14 protein-coding genes are annotated in these 15,851 nt (G+C 70.4%); 8 read left to right on the forward strand and 6 right to left on the reverse strand.

The features are described from left to right. The first annotated feature begins 4 nt into the window (after positions 1 to 4). Positions 5 to 3,631, forward strand: a complete 3,627-nt coding sequence (mfd, locus tag ACFPMG_RS04075; protein ID WP_376993934.1) for a transcription-repair coupling factor — start codon at positions 5 to 7, stop codon at positions 3,629 to 3,631. Between the two features lie 4 nt (positions 3,632 to 3,635). Further along, positions 3,636 to 4,589, forward strand: a complete 954-nt coding sequence (locus ACFPMG_RS04080; protein ID WP_376993935.1) for an ACT domain-containing protein — start codon at positions 3,636 to 3,638, stop codon at positions 4,587 to 4,589. A gap of 3 nt (positions 4,590 to 4,592) precedes the next feature. Here the strand turns inward: ACFPMG_RS04080 and ACFPMG_RS04085 are convergent, their stop codons facing one another. Beyond that, on the reverse strand, positions 4,593 to 6,467 hold the full coding sequence (locus tag ACFPMG_RS04085) for an AI-2E family transporter (protein ID WP_376993936.1): 1,875 nt from the start codon (positions 6,465 to 6,467) through the stop codon (positions 4,593 to 4,595). Between the two features lie 157 nt (positions 6,468 to 6,624). Between ACFPMG_RS04085 and ACFPMG_RS04090 the strand changes: the two genes are divergently transcribed. Further along, positions 6,625 to 7,068, forward strand: a complete 444-nt coding sequence (locus tag ACFPMG_RS04090; RefSeq protein ID WP_109068268.1) for a PRC-barrel domain-containing protein — start codon at positions 6,625 to 6,627, stop codon at positions 7,066 to 7,068. 6 nt (positions 7,069 to 7,074) lie between these two features. Here ACFPMG_RS04090 and arfB read toward each other — a convergent pair whose 3' ends face one another. Together arfB and ACFPMG_RS04100 are read right to left on the reverse strand one after the other, a co-directional pair. Then, a complete protein-coding gene (gene arfB, locus ACFPMG_RS04095) occupies positions 7,075 to 7,494 on the reverse strand; it encodes an alternative ribosome rescue aminoacyl-tRNA hydrolase ArfB (RefSeq protein WP_376994020.1) in 420 nt (139 codons plus the stop codon). Positions 7,495 to 7,513: 19 nt separating this feature from the next. Beyond that, positions 7,514 to 8,167: a DsbA family oxidoreductase gene (locus ACFPMG_RS04100; RefSeq protein ID WP_376993937.1), complete on the reverse strand. Its 654-nt coding sequence runs from the start codon at positions 8,165 to 8,167 to the stop codon at positions 7,514 to 7,516. A 164-nt stretch (positions 8,168 to 8,331) separates the two neighbouring features. On the opposite strand from ACFPMG_RS04100, the gene ACFPMG_RS04105 reads away from it, so the two are divergent. After that, positions 8,332 to 8,790, forward strand: a complete 459-nt coding sequence (locus ACFPMG_RS04105) for a hypothetical protein (protein ID WP_376993938.1) — start codon at positions 8,332 to 8,334, stop codon at positions 8,788 to 8,790. A gap of 16 nt (positions 8,791 to 8,806) precedes the next feature. Here the strand turns inward: ACFPMG_RS04105 and ACFPMG_RS04110 are convergent, their stop codons facing one another. From ACFPMG_RS04110 to ACFPMG_RS04120, 3 genes are all read right to left on the reverse strand, one after another. Next, positions 8,807 to 9,190, reverse strand: a complete 384-nt coding sequence (locus ACFPMG_RS04110; protein WP_376993939.1) for a hypothetical protein — start codon at positions 9,188 to 9,190, stop codon at positions 8,807 to 8,809. A 64-nt stretch (positions 9,191 to 9,254) separates the two neighbouring features. Further along, entirely contained in the window at positions 9,255 to 9,530 is a 276-nt protein-coding gene (locus ACFPMG_RS04115) for a hypothetical protein (RefSeq protein WP_376993940.1), read from the reverse strand. 86 nt (positions 9,531 to 9,616) lie between these two features. Further along, positions 9,617 to 10,612: an extracellular catalytic domain type 1 short-chain-length polyhydroxyalkanoate depolymerase gene (locus ACFPMG_RS04120; RefSeq protein ID WP_376993941.1), complete on the reverse strand. Its 996-nt coding sequence runs from the start codon at positions 10,610 to 10,612 to the stop codon at positions 9,617 to 9,619. Between the two features lie 180 nt (positions 10,613 to 10,792). Between ACFPMG_RS04120 and cobU the strand changes: the two genes are divergently transcribed. The 4 genes from cobU (at position 10,793) to recG (ending at position 15,834) form a co-directional block, all read left to right on the forward strand. Continuing rightward, a complete protein-coding gene (gene cobU, locus ACFPMG_RS04125) occupies positions 10,793 to 11,317 on the forward strand; it encodes a bifunctional adenosylcobinamide kinase/adenosylcobinamide-phosphate guanylyltransferase (RefSeq protein ID WP_376993942.1) in 525 nt (174 codons plus the stop codon). Further along, positions 11,314 to 11,925, forward strand: a complete 612-nt coding sequence (gene cobO, locus ACFPMG_RS04130; protein ID WP_376993943.1) for a cob(I)yrinic acid a,c-diamide adenosyltransferase — start codon at positions 11,314 to 11,316, stop codon at positions 11,923 to 11,925. The genes cobU and cobO overlap by 4 nt, the downstream gene beginning before the upstream one ends. Positions 11,926 to 11,928: 3 nt before the next feature. Continuing rightward, positions 11,929 to 13,386, forward strand: coding sequence for a cobyric acid synthase (locus tag ACFPMG_RS04135; RefSeq protein WP_376993944.1), 1,458 nt, complete (start codon positions 11,929 to 11,931; stop codon positions 13,384 to 13,386). Between the two features lie 366 nt (positions 13,387 to 13,752). Then, positions 13,753 to 15,834 carry an ATP-dependent DNA helicase RecG gene (gene recG / locus ACFPMG_RS04140; protein WP_145686658.1) on the forward strand — a complete coding sequence of 694 codons (2,082 nt, stop codon included), beginning with the start codon at positions 13,753 to 13,755 and terminating at the stop codon, positions 15,832 to 15,834. Positions 15,835 to 15,851 lie beyond the last annotated feature (17 nt).

The raw sequence follows: 15,851 nt of genomic DNA on the forward strand, positions 1-15,851 counted from the left end.
ATCCTTGCCCAGCTTCGAACAGTTGCAATCGGGACGCTCCGGCCGCCTTCTGGTCGGCGGCGCCCCCGCCGGTCATGACGCCCGCGTCCTCGCCGACCTCGCCAAGCGGGCGGGGAGCGCCGGACTCCTCCACGTCGCGCTCGACGACACCCGCGCCGCCCAGTTGGCGGAGGCGCTGGCCTTCTTCGCGCCGTCGCTGGAGGTGCAGGTGTTCCCGGCCTGGGACTGCCTGCCCTACGACCGGGTGTCGCCCAACGGCGGCATCGTGGCGAAGCGCATCGACACGCTGACCCGCCTGCTGGCGCGCAAGGCCGACGCGCCGCCGCTGGTTGTGCTGACCACTGTCAACGCCATGGTGCAGAAGGTGCCGCCCCGCGCCGCCTTCCGCGACGCGGTGTTCTCGGCGAAGCTGCGTGACCGGATCGATCTGGAGAAGCTGCAGCGCTATCTGGCCGGCAACGGCTACACCCGCGCCCAGACGGTGCGCGAGCCGGGCGAGTTCGCCGTGCGCGGCGGCATCGTCGACCTGTTCCCGCCGGGCACCGACGAGCCGCTGCGCCTCGACCTGTTCGGCGACGAGCTGGAGGCCGTGCGCAGCTTCGACCCCATGTCGCAGCGCACCACCGACAAGCGCGACGGCGTCGACCTGAAGCCGATGTCGGAGGTCTTTCTGGACGAGGCCGGCATCGCCCGCTTCCGCTCCGGCTACCGGGAGCTGTTCGGCGCGGTCACCGACGACGACCCGCTCTACGAGGCGATCAGCGCCGGGCGCAAGTACGGCGGCATGGAGCATTGGCTGCCGCTGTTCCACGAGACGATGGAATCGCTGCTGGCCTACATGCCCAAGGCCATCCTGTCGCTGGACCATCAAGCGACGGAGGCGCGCGATTCGCGAATCGCGCAGGTGGTGGACTTCCACGCCTCCCGCGAAAGCATGATCGTCATCGAGAAGCGGACGGGCTCGCCGGTCTACAAGCCGGTGCCGGTCGGCATGATGTTCCTCGACGCGCAGGCCTGGGACGACCTGTTCGCCGCCCACGCGGTGGCGCAGCTCCAGCCCTTCGGCACGCCGCCGGGCATCAAGGGCACTCTGGACGCCGGCGGGCGCCGCGGCCACGACTTCGCCGAGGAGCGGGCGCGGCCCGATGTCAACGTCTTCGAGGCGGTGAAGGAGCATATCCGTGCCCTTCGGGCCGACGGGCGGCGCGTGCTGGTGGCCGGCTATTCCGCGGGCTCCCGCGACCGGCTGATGACGGTGCTGGGCGACCACGGCATTCCGGGGCTGGAGCCGGCGGAGAGCATCGAGGACGTCCGCCGCTTCGACCGCAACATCATCGGCATGATCGTGCTGGGGATGGAGCATGGCTTCACCTCCGCCGACATGGCCGTCATCACCGAGCAGGACATCCTCGGCGACCGGCTCGTCCGTCCGGCGGCGAAGAAGAAGCGCAAGGCCGCCAACTTCATCGCCGAATACACGGCGCTGGCCTCCGGCGACCTCGTGGTGCACATGGACCACGGCATCGGGCGCTACGACGGGCTGGAGACGCTGGAGGTGTCCGGGGCGCCGCACGACTGCCTGCGGCTGATCTACGAGGGCGGCGACAAGCTCTACGTCCCCGTCGAGAACATCGAGGTGCTGACCCGCTACGGGTCGGAGGATGCGCACGCGCAGCTCGACAAGCTGGGCGGGGCCGGCTGGCAGGGCCGCAAGGCCCGCGTCAAGAAGCGCCTGAAGGACATGGCCGAGGCGCTGCTGAAGATCGCCGCCGAGCGCATGCTGAAGAAGGCCGATCCGGTCTACACGCCGGAGGGCGTCTACCAGGAATTCGCCGCCCGCTTCCCCTACCCGGAGACCGACGACCAGCTGAAGGCCATCGAGGAGGTCTTCACCGACCTCGGCTCGGGCCGTCCGATGGACCGACTGGTCTGCGGCGACGTCGGCTTCGGCAAGACGGAGGTGGCGCTGCGCGCCGCCTTCCTCGTCGCCATGAGCGGCCAGCAGGTCGCCGTGGTGGTGCCGACCACGCTGCTGGCGCGCCAGCATTTCAAGACCTTCACGACGCGCTTCGCGGGGCTGCCGCTGCGCATCGTGCAACTGTCGCGCATGGTGACGCCCAAGGAGCAGACCAAGGTCAAGCAGGAGCTGACGGAGGGCACCGCCGACATCGTGATCGGCACCCACGCGCTGCTCGGCAAGGGCGTGCAGTTCAAGCAGCTCGGCATGGTCATCGTCGACGAGGAGCAGCATTTCGGCGTGAAGCAGAAGGAGCGGCTGAAGGAGCTGCGCGCCGACGTGCACGTCCTGACGCTGACCGCCACGCCGATCCCGCGCACCCTGCAAATGGCGCTGTCCGGCGTGCGCGAGCTGTCGCTGATCGCCACCCCGCCGGTGGACCGTCTGGCGGTGCGCACCTTCGTGCTGCCCTATGACCCCGTCGTGGTGCGCGAGGCCATCCTGCGCGAGCATTACCGGGGCGGCCAGACCTTCTACGTCTGCCCCCGCGTGGAGGACCTGCCCAAGGTCGCCGAGCGGGTGCGCGAGCTGGTGCCCGAGGTCAAGATCGTCACCGCCCACGGCCAGATGCCCGCCAGCGAGCTGGAGGAGGTGATGACCGCCTTCGACGAGGGCAAGTTCGAGGTGCTGCTCGCCACCAACATCATCGAGAGCGGCATCGACATCCCCAACGCCAACACGCTGATCGTGCACCGGGCGGACATGTTCGGCCTGGCCCAGCTCTACCAGATCCGCGGGCGCGTCGGTCGCTCGAAGGTGCGCGGCTACGCCTACCTCACCTACGCGCCGAACAAGCCGCTGACCGGTACGGCGCAGCAGCGGCTGCACGTCATCGAGACGCTGGACAGCCTGGGCGCCGGCTTCCAACTGGCCAGCCACGACATGGACATCCGCGGCGCCGGCAACCTGCTGGGCGAGGAGCAGTCGGGCCACGTCAAGGAGGTCGGCGTCGAGCTGTACCAGCACATGCTGGAGGAGGCCGTCGCCAACGCCCGCGCCAACATGGACGGGCAGGTGCCGAGCGGGGCGGAGGACCAGCCCTGGACCCCGCAGATCAACCTGGGAACCCCGGTGCTGATCCCGGAGGAGTATGTCCCCGACCTGACGGTGCGCCTGTCGCTCTACCGCCGCATTGCCGAGCTGGTGGACCGGGCGGAAATCGACGGCTTCGCGGCGGAGCTGATCGACCGCTTCGGCAAGCTGCCGGGCGAGGTGGAGAACCTGCTGGACGTGGTGACCATCAAGCAGCTCTGCCGTCAGGCGGGGGTGGAACGGGTGGACGCCGGGCCGAAGGGCGCCGTTCTGACCTTCCGCAACAACAGCTACGCCGAGCCGGCCAAGCTGCTGACCTACATCAGCCAGCAGATGAGCCTGATGAAGCTGCGGCCCGACCACAAGCTGGTCTACACCCGCGAATGGGCCGACGAGGCCCAGAGGGTGCGCGGCGTCAACCGGCTGATGAGTGACCTTGCCCAGATGGCCGGCGGCGGCGCCGTGCCGAAGGGCGAGGCGCCCCCGCCTCCGCCGCCCCCTCCGCCGCCGCGTCCCAGCGCGCTGAAGGCCGGGTCCAAGTTCGGGCGGAACATCCCCTCGCGTCCCTTCGGGCGGCGCTGAGGCGATGAGAAAGGATGGGGGGCTGGCGAAGGCCCTGGCGCTCGGCGGCGACCGTCGAGCATTCGGTGACGTGCCGACGGTGGCGGAGGCGGTGGCTGCCGATCCCGCCCGCTTGCCCGAACTGGTCGCCTGCCTGTTCGACGGCGACGCTGGGGTGCGGATGCGCGCCGCCGACGCCTTGGAGCGGGTGTCGCGCGGCGACGCGCGTCCGCTGGACGCCTTCGCGGAACGGCTGCTGACCGACGCCGCGGCCATCGAGCAGGCGGAGGTGCGCTGGCACTTGGCGGCCGTCCTTCCCCGCCTGACCCTGACGGAGGAGCAGCGCGGGCGCGCCGTGGCGCTTCTGGAGGGCTGGTTCGAGAACCGGGCCAGCCGGATCGTGCAGAGCGCCGCGCTTCAGGCCATGGTCGATCTGGCGGCGGATGATCCGGAGCTTCGCCCGGTCGCGGCGGACATGCTGGGCCGGGCCATGCGATCCCGCATTCCGTCGCTGGCCGCACGGGCCAAACGCATCCTGAAGCCGTTCGAGGTGGACCGCGCGACGCTGGACGCCGCCCTGCTGCCGGAGACCAAGCCGCTGACCCTGTCGGTCCTGCCCGACCGGCTGGCGGTGGCGCGGCTGGCGCCGGGGGACGGGATGCCGGGCTGGCTCGACTGGACCGACCCGCTGGTCAGCGCGACCCGCACGGGCGAGGAACTGTCCATCCTCTGCCGCGAATCCCGCGTGCCGGACGGGGTGACGGCGGAGCGGGGGTGGCGCGCCTTCAAGGTGGAAGGGCCGCTGGACTTCTCGCTGTTCGGCGTGCTGGCGCGCATCGCCGTGCCGCTGGCCCAGGCGCGGGTGCCGATCTTCGCCATGTCCACCTACGACACTGATTACGTGCTGGTGCGCGACGAGGACGTGGAGCGCGCGGCCGACGCGCTGAAGCGCGTCTGCACCGTCGTCGCGCCCCCCTGACCGTCACGCCTGCGCGGCCTTCTCCGCCTCGATGGCGGCGAGCACGCCCAACTCCTCCAATTGGGTGACGGCGCCGGTGAGGCTGGTGGCGACGCGGTCGGCGGTGGTCTGGGATATGGCGTGTTCCGGCGCGTCGGCTTCGGGGTGGGCGCTCCACAGGCAGAGCAGGATCGGCACGTCGGGGCCGAAATGCAGCCGCAGGCGGCGCACCAGCCGGCGGGCGTGCGACAGGGCGGACGGGTTCAGGTAGGACAGGACCACCGCCGACACGCCGGTCGGGGCCAAGGCGGCTATGGAGCGGACGGACACCTTCTCGCACGGGATCACGTCGGCGCGCAGCCCCCGCGGGCGCAGCATGTGGCCGAGCAGCGCCGCCGCCGCCTCGTCCAGGTCGTTGCGGGCGCCGATGCACAGGACCAGCGGCGTGTCCTCCGCGGCGGGCGGCGAGGACTCCATCATCTCGTCCAGCAAGGCCACCATGCCCTCGGCCACCGCCTGCCGTCCCTCCGGGTTCAGGCGGTTGCGCTGGCGGTCCTGCTCGGCCAGCGACAGGGTGGGGATCAGCAGGCCGTGCCCGGCCTCGACCAACCCGCCCTTGCTCATCTTCTCCTCGGCGATCTCCATGGCCTCGATGGGGTCACGGGCGAGCAGGCGCTGGTACAGCTTGGCCTCGTCGGGGAGGACCGGCCGGTCGCCCAGCATCACCTCCAGGAAATGAAGCTGCGGCACATGCCGCCCCAGCACCACGAGGCAGACGGTCAGCGGCGTCGCCAGCAGCAGCCCGACCGGCCCCCACAGCGTGGTCCAGAACACCGCCGCCACGATGATCGCCAGTGACGACAGACCGGTGGCGGAGCCGTAGAGCCAGGGCTCCACCACATTGTTCGAGAACAGCTCCACCGCCACGAACAGGGCGATGCAGAGCAGCGGCAGGGTCCATCCCGCATCAACCGCGAAGGACAGCAGGATCGGGAAGGCCGCGGCGATCGCCGGTCCCAGAAAGGGGATGAAACGCAGGACCGTCGCCAGCATCCCCCACAGCAGCGGGTTGGGCACACCGAGCAGCCACAGCCCGATCCCGATGGGCAGGCCGTAGGTGACGTTGACCACGCACTGCATCAGCAGGTAGCGGCTGACCCGCTCGCCCGCGTCGTTCATCGCCTCCGTGGTGCGGCTGAGGTCGCCGGACCCGGCCAGCCGGATCAGCCGGTCGCGCAGATCCTCGCGCTGCAGCAGCATGAAGATGGTGAAGACCAGCACCATGCCCGCCGTGGCGACCGGCGCCATGGCCGGCCCCAGCACGTCGCTGATGATGGTCAGCGCGTCGGAGCCGTCCTGCTCGATCCGCACCGGCACCGGTTCCCGCGCGGCGCCGGGGGCGGGCAGGGCACTGGCCGGTGCCGTGGCGGCGGGCGCGGTCTCGCCTGTCACCTGCTCCAGCCCCTGCTTCAGATCGCGGAAGGCCTCGGTGGCCTGCTGGACCACCCCGCCGCTGCCCGCCGACGACGCGCTGGAGCGCAGCGAATCCAGCTTGGCGTGGACGTTGCGCTGGTAGCTGGGCAGGTTGTCGGCGAGATCGGCGATCTGCCCGCCGACCACCATGCCGAAACCGGCGATGCCCGCGAAGACCAGCACCACCACCGCGAGGACCGACGGCACCCGGCCCAGACGCAGCCGCTCCAGCCGGCTGACGATGGGCGCCAGGACGAAGGTCAGCAGCACCGCCAGAGCGATGGGGACCAGGATGTCGCTTCCCAGATACAGGGTCGCCACCACCAGCGCGATGACCAGCAGCGTGGTCTGGGTGGAGGCGGGCGGGGCGGCCTTCGGTACCGGGATGGGGCGGGCCTGCAACCGGCGGGCGGTGTCTTCGGCCATGATCTGCGGAGCCTCGGGGGAGAGTTGAGAGAGTGCAGAACACCGCCGGATGCGGCGCGTTCCGGTGCACCGGGCGGGATCGCTGCAAGACACCGTGACGATTGCGGTCGACGGCCTGTTTAAACCCGCGTGGTTATCTCGTCAGAAGGAGGGGGCTATGCGTAAGGTTGCTGTTCCGGTCCTGTCGGCGGTCGCGCTTTTGGCTTTGGGGGGCTGCGCCGAGACGTCGAGCTGGTTCGGTGGGGGAAGCGAGCAGGCATCCCGCCCGATGTCCGAGCAATCGCTCCAGACCGCTTCGCGGATCGAGCCGCAGGCCATGCTGGGCAAGTCCGTGGTCGCCTATGACGGGCAGAAGGTGGGACAGGTCGAGGACGTTCTGTTCAACCGCAGCAACCGGCCGAGCCAGCTCGTGGTCTCCACCGGCGGCATCATGGGCATCGGCGGGCGGAACGTGGCGCTGGACATCGACAACGTCCGCTACAACCAGCAGCAGGACGCCATCGTGGCGACCCAGCTGACCAAGGACCAGTTCGCCAACCTGCCGGAATTCCAGTATGGCGGGAACATGATCTCGCTCAGCCGCCAGAAGACCCCGCATTAAGCGGCCTCAATCCTCCGGCTTGCCGGAGCGCAGACGCTTGATGTCGGACCGCTGACCCTTGGCCTCCAGGCGACGCTGCTTGGAGCCAAGGGTCGGCTTGGTCGGACGACGTCTCTTCGGCACCACCGTCGCGTCGCGGATCAGGTCGATCAGCCGCTCGCGCACGTCCTCGCGGTTGCGCAGTTGGCTGCGGTAGGTGTCGCCAACGATGATCAGCACGCCCGCCGCCGTCATGCGCGAACCGGCCAGCCGGACCAGCCGGGCCTTCACGTCGTCGGGGATGTTCGGCGAGGCCGCGACGTCGAAGCGCAACTGCACCGCGCTGTCCGTCTTGTTGACGTGCTGGCCGCCGGGACCGGAGGCGCGGATGAAGCTCTCCTGAAGCTCGCTCTCGTCCAGGCTGATGCGGGGCGTCACGCGGATCATCATTGAAATCCCACGATCATCAATCGGCCGCCGCCGTTACGCCTTCCTGTTCCTCCACCCCGAGGTCGAGAAGCGGGAGGAAGCTGGCGGGCTCCTGCGCGCCGGACAGCGCGTAACGCCGGTTGAAGATGTAGCAGGGAACCGCCTGAAGGCCGAGCTGCCGCGCCGTGGCGTCGGCGTTGAAGACCGCCGTGGTTTCCGTATCGCCGTTCAGCAGAGTTTTGATCTCCGCGAAATCGAAGCCCAGGCCGGCGGCGGTCGCGGCCAGCGTGTCGCGGTCGCCGATGTCCAGCCCGTCCACGAAATAGGCGTGGAACAGCGCGTCGGCCATCCGGTCGCCCAGCCCGTGGCGGGTGGCGATGCGGATCAGCCGGTGCCCGTCGAAGCTGTTGGGCGTGCGCCGGATGCGGTCCAGCCGCAACGGCAGGCCGTCGCGCTCCGCCGTTTCCTCGACCACCAGATGGATCTGCCGCGCCCGCTCGGTGCCGCCGAACTTGGCCGCCAGATAGGCGCTGCGCTCCATGCCGCCCGCCGCCATGTCCGGGTTGAGCTGGAAGGGCTGCCAGCGCAATTCCACCTGGACGCGGGGCCGGTCGGCCAGCGCGCGGGCAAGCCGCCGCTTTCCGATGTAGCACCAGGGGCAGATCAGGTCGGCGTAGGTTTCGATCAGCATAGGCCCACTATCCCCCATTCCCGCCCCGTCGTGCAACCGCCCTGCCCGTGGGGCACCCTTGCCGCGTTCGGGCAACCGCCTTTGCAACCCTTTGTTAACCCTTGCCGCCGGAGAGTCGCCCTGTTGCGCGGATGAGCGTCCGCGGTGGTCGGAGGCGTGTGGCGATGGCGAATTCCTATGTGGACGGCAAGGTGCGCGACGCGCTGGTGGCGGCCAAGGGGAGCCGGGCGACCGCGCAGAAGCTTCTGATGGCCTGGGCTGTCGAGGACCCGCAGCTCCTGCTGGGCATCTCGCAGCCTTTCCTGAAGGCGATCGCCGCAGCGGCGATCGAGCGCGGCATCCGCCCGTCGGCGCCCAGCCGGTCTGCGCCCGCACAGCCGGGCCGTTCCCGCGGTCCCGCGGATTCGGCGCTGAGCAAGGAGGCGCTGGCCGACGTGCTGAGCCGCCTCGGCCGCGATCCCGGGGAGGACGCACCGGCGCCGCGCGGCCGCGCCGGTTCACCCGCTCCGGTCAAGTCCGCCACCATGGTGGTTCCCGCCGGCAAGGGCGGTCAGGGCGGCGTCACCCATGAGAAGGCGATGATGACCCTCGCCAAGGCTTTCGTTGCGAAGAAGATGCGCTGAGCGGCGGCGCGGGGGGTTACTCCGCCGTCATCCGTTCGATCCAGCCCGGCTGCCGCGGTTCCGGGCGGATGTCCGGCGGCGGGCTCGCCAGGGCGGTGTGACCGTTGCGGTGCGGATCGGGGATGTGGTGGCAGTCCACGTCGGCCAGCGTCTTGTAGCAATAGACGCGGGAGCGGTCGACGTAGACCTTCTCGGGGCAGTAATGCCCGGTTTCCGAAAAGGACACGGACGAGCAGTCGCGACCGGTCGCCGCGGACACCAGATGATCGCCGAGCGTCTTCTTGGTGCTGGTGACGGAGGCGAGATCGGCGCCGATGCTGGCGACCATCATCGGCCCGCTGCAGGCGCCCAGCGGAACGGCCATCAACGCCAGCGCCGCGATTGACTGAGCGAGCCTCATCACGCTTTGCACCCCGTCCCGTGTTCGATCCGATTCCAGGCGAACCTCATTAAAAAGCCGTGAATCAGCGCAGCAGCGTGCAGATTCGCGACCGGCACTGCACCAGCACGAAGGTGTCCTTGTCCTCCGTGCAGCCCACCTTGAACACGGTTTGGCCGGAGCGGCCGGTGACGTAGCTCATCACCTCCACCTTGGCGGGCGTGCAGTTGCCCAGCGACTTGGCGGCCTCCTTCGCCTCGGCCTGCCCGGCGGAGACGTTGGCGGCCTGGACCGTCGGCGACGCCGACAGGCACAGCGCGAGGGCAGCGAGGGCAGCGAGGCGGGGAGCTGTGACGCGCATGGCCGGATCGGTGGGCTGGTGGGTGCTGAAGAAGTTTATGGCACGGGTGGTGCGAATTCGGCTGTGCAAAAGTGGTAACCGCGAGCTCACACGCTTTTTGCGGGCTCGGGGTGCCGGTGGGACAGGAAGAAGCGCAGCATCTCCCGCGCGGCGTCCGGCCCCTGCGGGTCGGTGTAGGTGCCGTCGGGGCTGCCGCCGGACCAGGCGTGGCCGCTGCCCTGCACGGTCCACTGCTCGAACAGCGTCGCTCCGTCGCGGTCCTTGTGAACGGTGCGGGTGAAGCTGCGCCCGCCGGGTGCCTGTCCGTCCTCGGTCTTCGCGGTCAGTCCCTCCGCATTGGCGGTGGCCTGGGCCATCACATGGTCGCCGTTGCGCGGGTGCACGACCTTGTCCGCGTCGCCGTGGAAGACGATGGCCGGAACCACCGGAGCCCCGGCCGCCGGGCGTTGGCCGGGCGAGGAGCCGGCCTTCATCGCCAGCAGGGCGGAGGGCACGCCGCTGGCCGAGCCGTAGGGCAGGCCGGAATGGACGCCCACCGCGGCGAACAGATCGGGGTGCGTCGTCGCCAGGACCATCGCGGCGGAACCGCCCGCGGAAATCCCGGCGACATAGACGCGCTGCGGGTCGGCCCCTTGCTCCGCCAGGACCTGCCGGGTGGCTCCGGCAATCAGCGCTGGTTCGCCGCGCTCGCGGCGCTGGTGGTCGGGGTTGAACCAGTTCCAGCACTTCTTGTCGTTCGCCGCTGGGGTCTGCTCCGGATAGAGGACAAGGCAGCCGGAATCCTCGGCCAGCCGGTTCATGCGGGTTCCGACGGCGAAGTCCTCCGGTGACTGGGTGCAGCCGTGCAGCATGACCAGCAGCGGACGCGGTCCCGCCGCCGCACCCTTCGGCACGAACAGCCGGTAGGCGAGCGAGCCGGAGTCGCCGGTGAAGACCCCGGAGGTCATCGGCTCGGTCACCGGTACGGGCTTTGGCGGGGGCGGCGGGACGGGCGCGCCGCGGCGGAACAGCTTGCTGATGAGGCGGCGGAGGAACGCGGCGGCGCGGGCCAGGGCCGGGCGGGGCCGGGCGGTAACGGTCACGGTCGGCGGCTCCGGGGTCGTTCGAGAGGAAATGGGGCGGGCGGATGGTACGGGACGGAGACGGCGGAGGACAACCGCCATGGCGGTTTGCGCCGGGGCGCCAACTGCGCTAACCATCCGGTTCCGCAAGCGCCCGTCCGGCAAGCGTCCCATCACAGGCGTCAAGGTGGCCCGACCGTCATGAGCACCGACATCACCCTTGTCCTGGGCGGCGCCCGCTCCGGCAAGAGCCGCTACGCCGAGGGGCTGGTGACCGCATCGCCCGGCCCGCGGGTCTACATCGCCACCGCCCAGATCTGGGACGCCGAGATGGCCGACCGCGTCGCCCGCCACAAGGAGGACCGCGGCCCCGGCTGGACGACGGTGGAGGAGCCTCTCGACCTGCCCGGCGCACTGCGCCGCCACGCCGGCGCCGGGACGGGCGTGCTGGTCGATTGCCTGACGCTGTGGCTGTCCAACCTGATGATGGCCGAGGCCGACGTGCCCGCCCGTTCCGCCGAGCTGCTGGCCGCCCTGGCGGCGGTGGAGGGGCGGGTGGTGCTGGTTTCCAACGAGGTGGGGCTGGGCATCGTGCCGGACAACGCGCTGGCCCGCCGCTTCCGTGACCATGCGGGGCGGCTGCATCAGGACATCGCTGCCGTGGCCCAGCGGGTGGCCTTCGTCGCCGCCGGGCTTCCGCTGCTGCTGAAAGGAGAGACGCCATGACCGAGGACGCCGACCAGAATGCCCGCCACGCCGAGAAGATGAAGCGGCGCAAGGCGCTGCACGACCGGGTGATGGCCAGCAAGACGCAGGAGAAGGGCCTGCTGATGGTCAACACCGGCAACGGCAAGGGCAAATCCACCGCCGCCTTCGGCCTGATCCTGCGCGCCGCCGGTCACGGCATGCGGGTGGGCGTGGTGCAGTTCGTCAAGGGCGCCTGGTCCACGGGCGAGACGGTGGCGCTGGAGCGCTTCGACGACCTCGTGGACTTCTTCACGATGGGCGAGGGCTTCACCTGGGAGACCCAGGACCGCGAGCGCGACATCGCCGCCGCCAAGGCCGCCTGGGTCAAGGCGCAGGAACTCATGGCCGACCCCAAATACAGCCTCGTCGTGCTGGACGAGCTGAACATCGTCCTGCGCATGGGCTATCTGCCGGTGGAGGAGGTCCTTCCGGTGCTGACCGGGCGGCGCGAGGGGCTGCACGTGCTGGTCACCGGCCGCACCGCCAAGCCGGAGCTGATCGAGGCCGCCGACCTCGTGACCGAGATGACGCTGGTCAAGCACCCCTTCCAGGCGGGCATCAAGGCCCAGCCGGGCATCGAGTTCTGAGCCATGCCGCGCGCGATCATGCTTCAGGGCACCGGGTCCGACGTCGGCAAGTCGCTGCTGGTGGCCGGGCTGTGCCGGGCGCTGGTGCGCCGCGGCCTGACCGTGCGGCCCTTCAAGCCGCAGAACATGTCCAACAACGCCGCCGTCACCGCCGACGGCGGCGAGATCGGGCGCGCCCAGGCGCTCCAGGCGCGGGCCTGCGGGGTGGCGCCGTCCGTCCACATGAACCCGGTGTTGCTGAAGCCGCAGTCGGACGTCGGGTCCCAGGTGGTGGTGCGCGGCGTCGTGGCGGGCACGGCGCGGGCCGGCGACTACCAGTCGCGCAAGGGGCAGCTTCTCCCCACCGTGCTCGACAGCTTCGCGCGTCTGAAGGCCGAGGCCGACGTGGTGGTGGTCGAGGGGGCGGGCAGCCCGGCCGAGGTCAACCTGCGGGCCGGCGACATTGCCAACATGGGCTTCGCCACGGCGGCGGGCGTGCCGGTGGTGCTGGTGGGCGACATCGACCGCGGTGGGGTGATCGCCAGCCTCGTCGGCACCCACGCCCTGATCCCGTCGGAGGAGCGGGCGCTGGTCGCCGGCTTCCTCATCAACAAGTTCCGCGGCGACGTGCGGCTGTTCGACGGCGGCCTCTCGGTCATCGCGGAGCGCACGGGCTGGCCGAGCTTCGGCGTCGTGCCCTGGCTGGCCGACGCCGCCCTGCTGCCGGCGGAGGACGCGGTGGCGCTGGACACCTGGAAGACCCGCTCCGGGGGGCGGTTGCGCGTCGCCGTGCCGATGCTGTCGCGCATCGCCAACTTCGACGATTTCGACCCGCTGGCCCAGGAGCCGGACGTGGCCTTGTCGATGGTGCCGCGTGGCCAGCCGCTGCCGGGCGACGCCGATCTGGTCATCCTGCCGGGCAGCAAGGCGACCATCGCCGATCTGGCGGTGCTGCGCGCCCAGGGCTGGGACGTCGATCTCGCCGCCCATCGCCGGCGCGGCGGGCGGGTGCTGGGCATCTGTGGCGGCTACCAGATGCTCGGCCGGCGAATCGCCGACCCGGACGGCATCGAGGGGCCGCCGGGCGAAGCCGAGGGGCTGGGCCTGCTGGACGTGGACACCGTGCTGAAGGGGCCGAAGGTGCTGGCGGAGGCAACCGGGACGGAGACCGTCACGGGGGCCGCGGTCGCCGGCTACGAGATGCACATGGGCCGCACGGAGGGGCCGGACCGCGCCCGCCCGATGCTGATCCTGGCGAACGGTCAGACGGATGGCGCGGTGTCCGCCGACGGGCGGGTGATGGGATGCTACCTGCACGGCCTGTTCGGGGCGGACGGCTTCCGCGCCGCTTTCCTGACGGGGCTGGGGGGCGAGGCGTCCGGCCAATCCTACGCGGCGACGGTCGAACAGGCGCTCGACCGCATCGCCGCCCGGCTGGAGGAGCATGTGGACATCGATGCCCTGCTGGCCGCCGCCCGGTGAGCGGCAGCTTCATGAAACGGATTTCATGATCCCGCAACGCTGGGGTCAGACGGGGGGCGCTAGAACTGCAGTCATTGACGACGTTTGATTACTGGCGAGTCATCCACCGGCGGTTCCCGCCGCCGGCCACACACGATCCGGAATGTTCCCGCATACCCTCGGATCGTTTCTTGCGGCGGTGTGCATTGGGTTTTTGCCTTGGATCGGCGTCCCCCGCCCAGGCTTCCCCCCAAACCCTTGCACACCGCCGTCTTCTTTTCTCCCCATGGGCGTCTTCGGAAACCGCCGCGCTTGACGCGGAGCCCCCTCGGCGGGCTTGAATGGGTGCCACAGGCCCCGTATCCCCGCTGCCGAGACCCCATCCCCGTGCGTCCCGTCGTTCTCTTCCCCCTGTTCCGCCCGGTGACGGCGCTCCCCGGCCTCGGTCCCCGGCTGGGCAAGCTCGTCGAAAAGCTGGCCGGTCCGCAGGTCGTGGACCTGCTGTGGCACCTGCCGTGCGGCGTCATCGACCGCCGCTACGCCCCGAAGATCGCCGAGGCGCCGAACGGGCGGATCGCCACCATGACGGTGCGCATCGATTCGCACGCGGCCCCGCACAATTCCCGCCATCCCTACAAGGTCCGCTGCACCGACGAGACGGGCGTGCTGGAGCTGATCTACTTCCATGTGAAGGGCGATTGGCTGGAACGGCAGATGCCGGTCGGCAAGACGGTGGTGGTGTCCGGCAAGGTCGAGTGGTTCCACGACACGCCGCAGATCACCCACCCCGATGCCGTGGTCCCGCTGGAATCGAAGGACGAGATCGAGGCGGTGGAGCCGGTCTATCCGATGACCGCCGGGCTTCCGGCCAAGACGCTGCGCAAGGCCGTGCGCGCCATGCTGACCGACGTGCCGGAGCTGCCGGAATGGCAGGACGCCGCGTGGCGGTCGCGCAACGGCTGGCCGACTTGGCACGAGTCGATCCGCCGCGCCCACACGCCGGAGGACGAGGCGGACCTCGCCCCGACCAACCCGATCCGCCGCAGGCTGGCCTATGACGAGCTGCTGTCGAACCAGCTCGCCCTGACGCTGGTCCGTATCCAGCAACGCCGCCTGTCGGGCCGCGTCATCCAGGGCGACGGGCGGCTGCGCGCCAAGGTGGCCGCGGCGCTGCCCTTTTCCCTGACCAACTCCCAGGCCACATCGCTTGCGGAGATCTACGAGGACATGGCGGCGGAGCGGCGGATGCTGCGCCTGCTCCAGGGCGACGTCGGCAGCGGCAAGACGGTGGTCGCGCTGATGGCGATGCTGAACGCGGTGGAGGCCGGCCATCAGGCCGCCCTGATGGCGCCGACCGAGATCCTGGCCCGCCAGCACGCCGAAAGCCTCGCCCCGCTGTGCAAGGCGGCGGGGGTGGACCTCGCTTTGCTGACCGGGCGCGACAAGGGCAAGGCCCGGCAGGCCGTGCTGGACCGGCTGGCCTCGGGGGAGCTGCCCCTGCTGGTCGGCACCCACGCGCTGTTCCAGGAGGATGTCGCCTTCAAGGACCTCGCCCTGGCGGTGATCGACGAGCAGCACCGCTTCGGCGTCCACCAGCGGCTCCAGCTCTCCGCCAAGGGGCGGGCGGTGGATGTGCTGGTGATGACGGCGACGCCGATCCCGCGCACGCTGACCCTGACCGCCTACGGCGACATGGACGTGTCGCGCCTGACCGAGAAGCCGGCGGGGCGCAAGCCGATCCAGACCGTGACCATCGCGCTCGACCGTCTGGAAGAAGTGGTTCACGGCATCCACCGCAAGGTGCAGGAGGGCGCGCGGGTCTACTGGGTCTGTCCGCTGGTGGATGAATCGGAACAGACCGACCTCGCCGCCGCGACGGAGCGCCACGCCTTCCTGCGCGCCACCTTCGGCGACCGGGTGGGGCTGGTGCACGGCAAGATGCGTGGGCCGGACAAGGACGCGGTGATGGCCGCCTTCCAGGCCGGCAATCTGGACGTCCTGGTCGCCACCACGGTGATCGAGGTCGGCGTGAACGTGCCCGAGGCCACCGTCATGGTGATCGAGCACGCCGAGCGTTTCGGCCTCGCCCAGCTTCACCAGCTCCGCGGCCGGGTGGGGCGTGGCGAGAAGCCGTCCTCCTGCCTGCTGATGTTCGACCCGCAACTGACGGAGACGGCGCGCGCGCGCCTGAAGACGATGCGCGACACCGAGGACGGCTTCGTCATCGCCGAGGAGGACTTGCGGCTGCGCGGTGCGGGGGAGGTGCTGGGCACCCGACAGTCCGGCCTGCCCGAGTTTCGCATGGCCGATCTGGCGGTGCACGGCGACCTGCTGGCGGCGGCCCGCGACGATGCGAAGCTGATTGTGGACCGCGATCCGGATCTGGCCGGCGAGCGCGGTCAGGCACTGCGGACTCTGTTGTATCTGTTCGAGCGGGACGCTGCGGCCAAGACATTGCGGTCTGGGTGAGAAGGAAGCGTCAGGAG

The sequence above is a fragment of the Azospirillum himalayense genome (assembly GCF_042657465.1).
Taxonomy (GTDB): Bacteria; Pseudomonadota; Alphaproteobacteria; order Azospirillales; family Azospirillaceae; genus Azospirillum; species Azospirillum himalayense.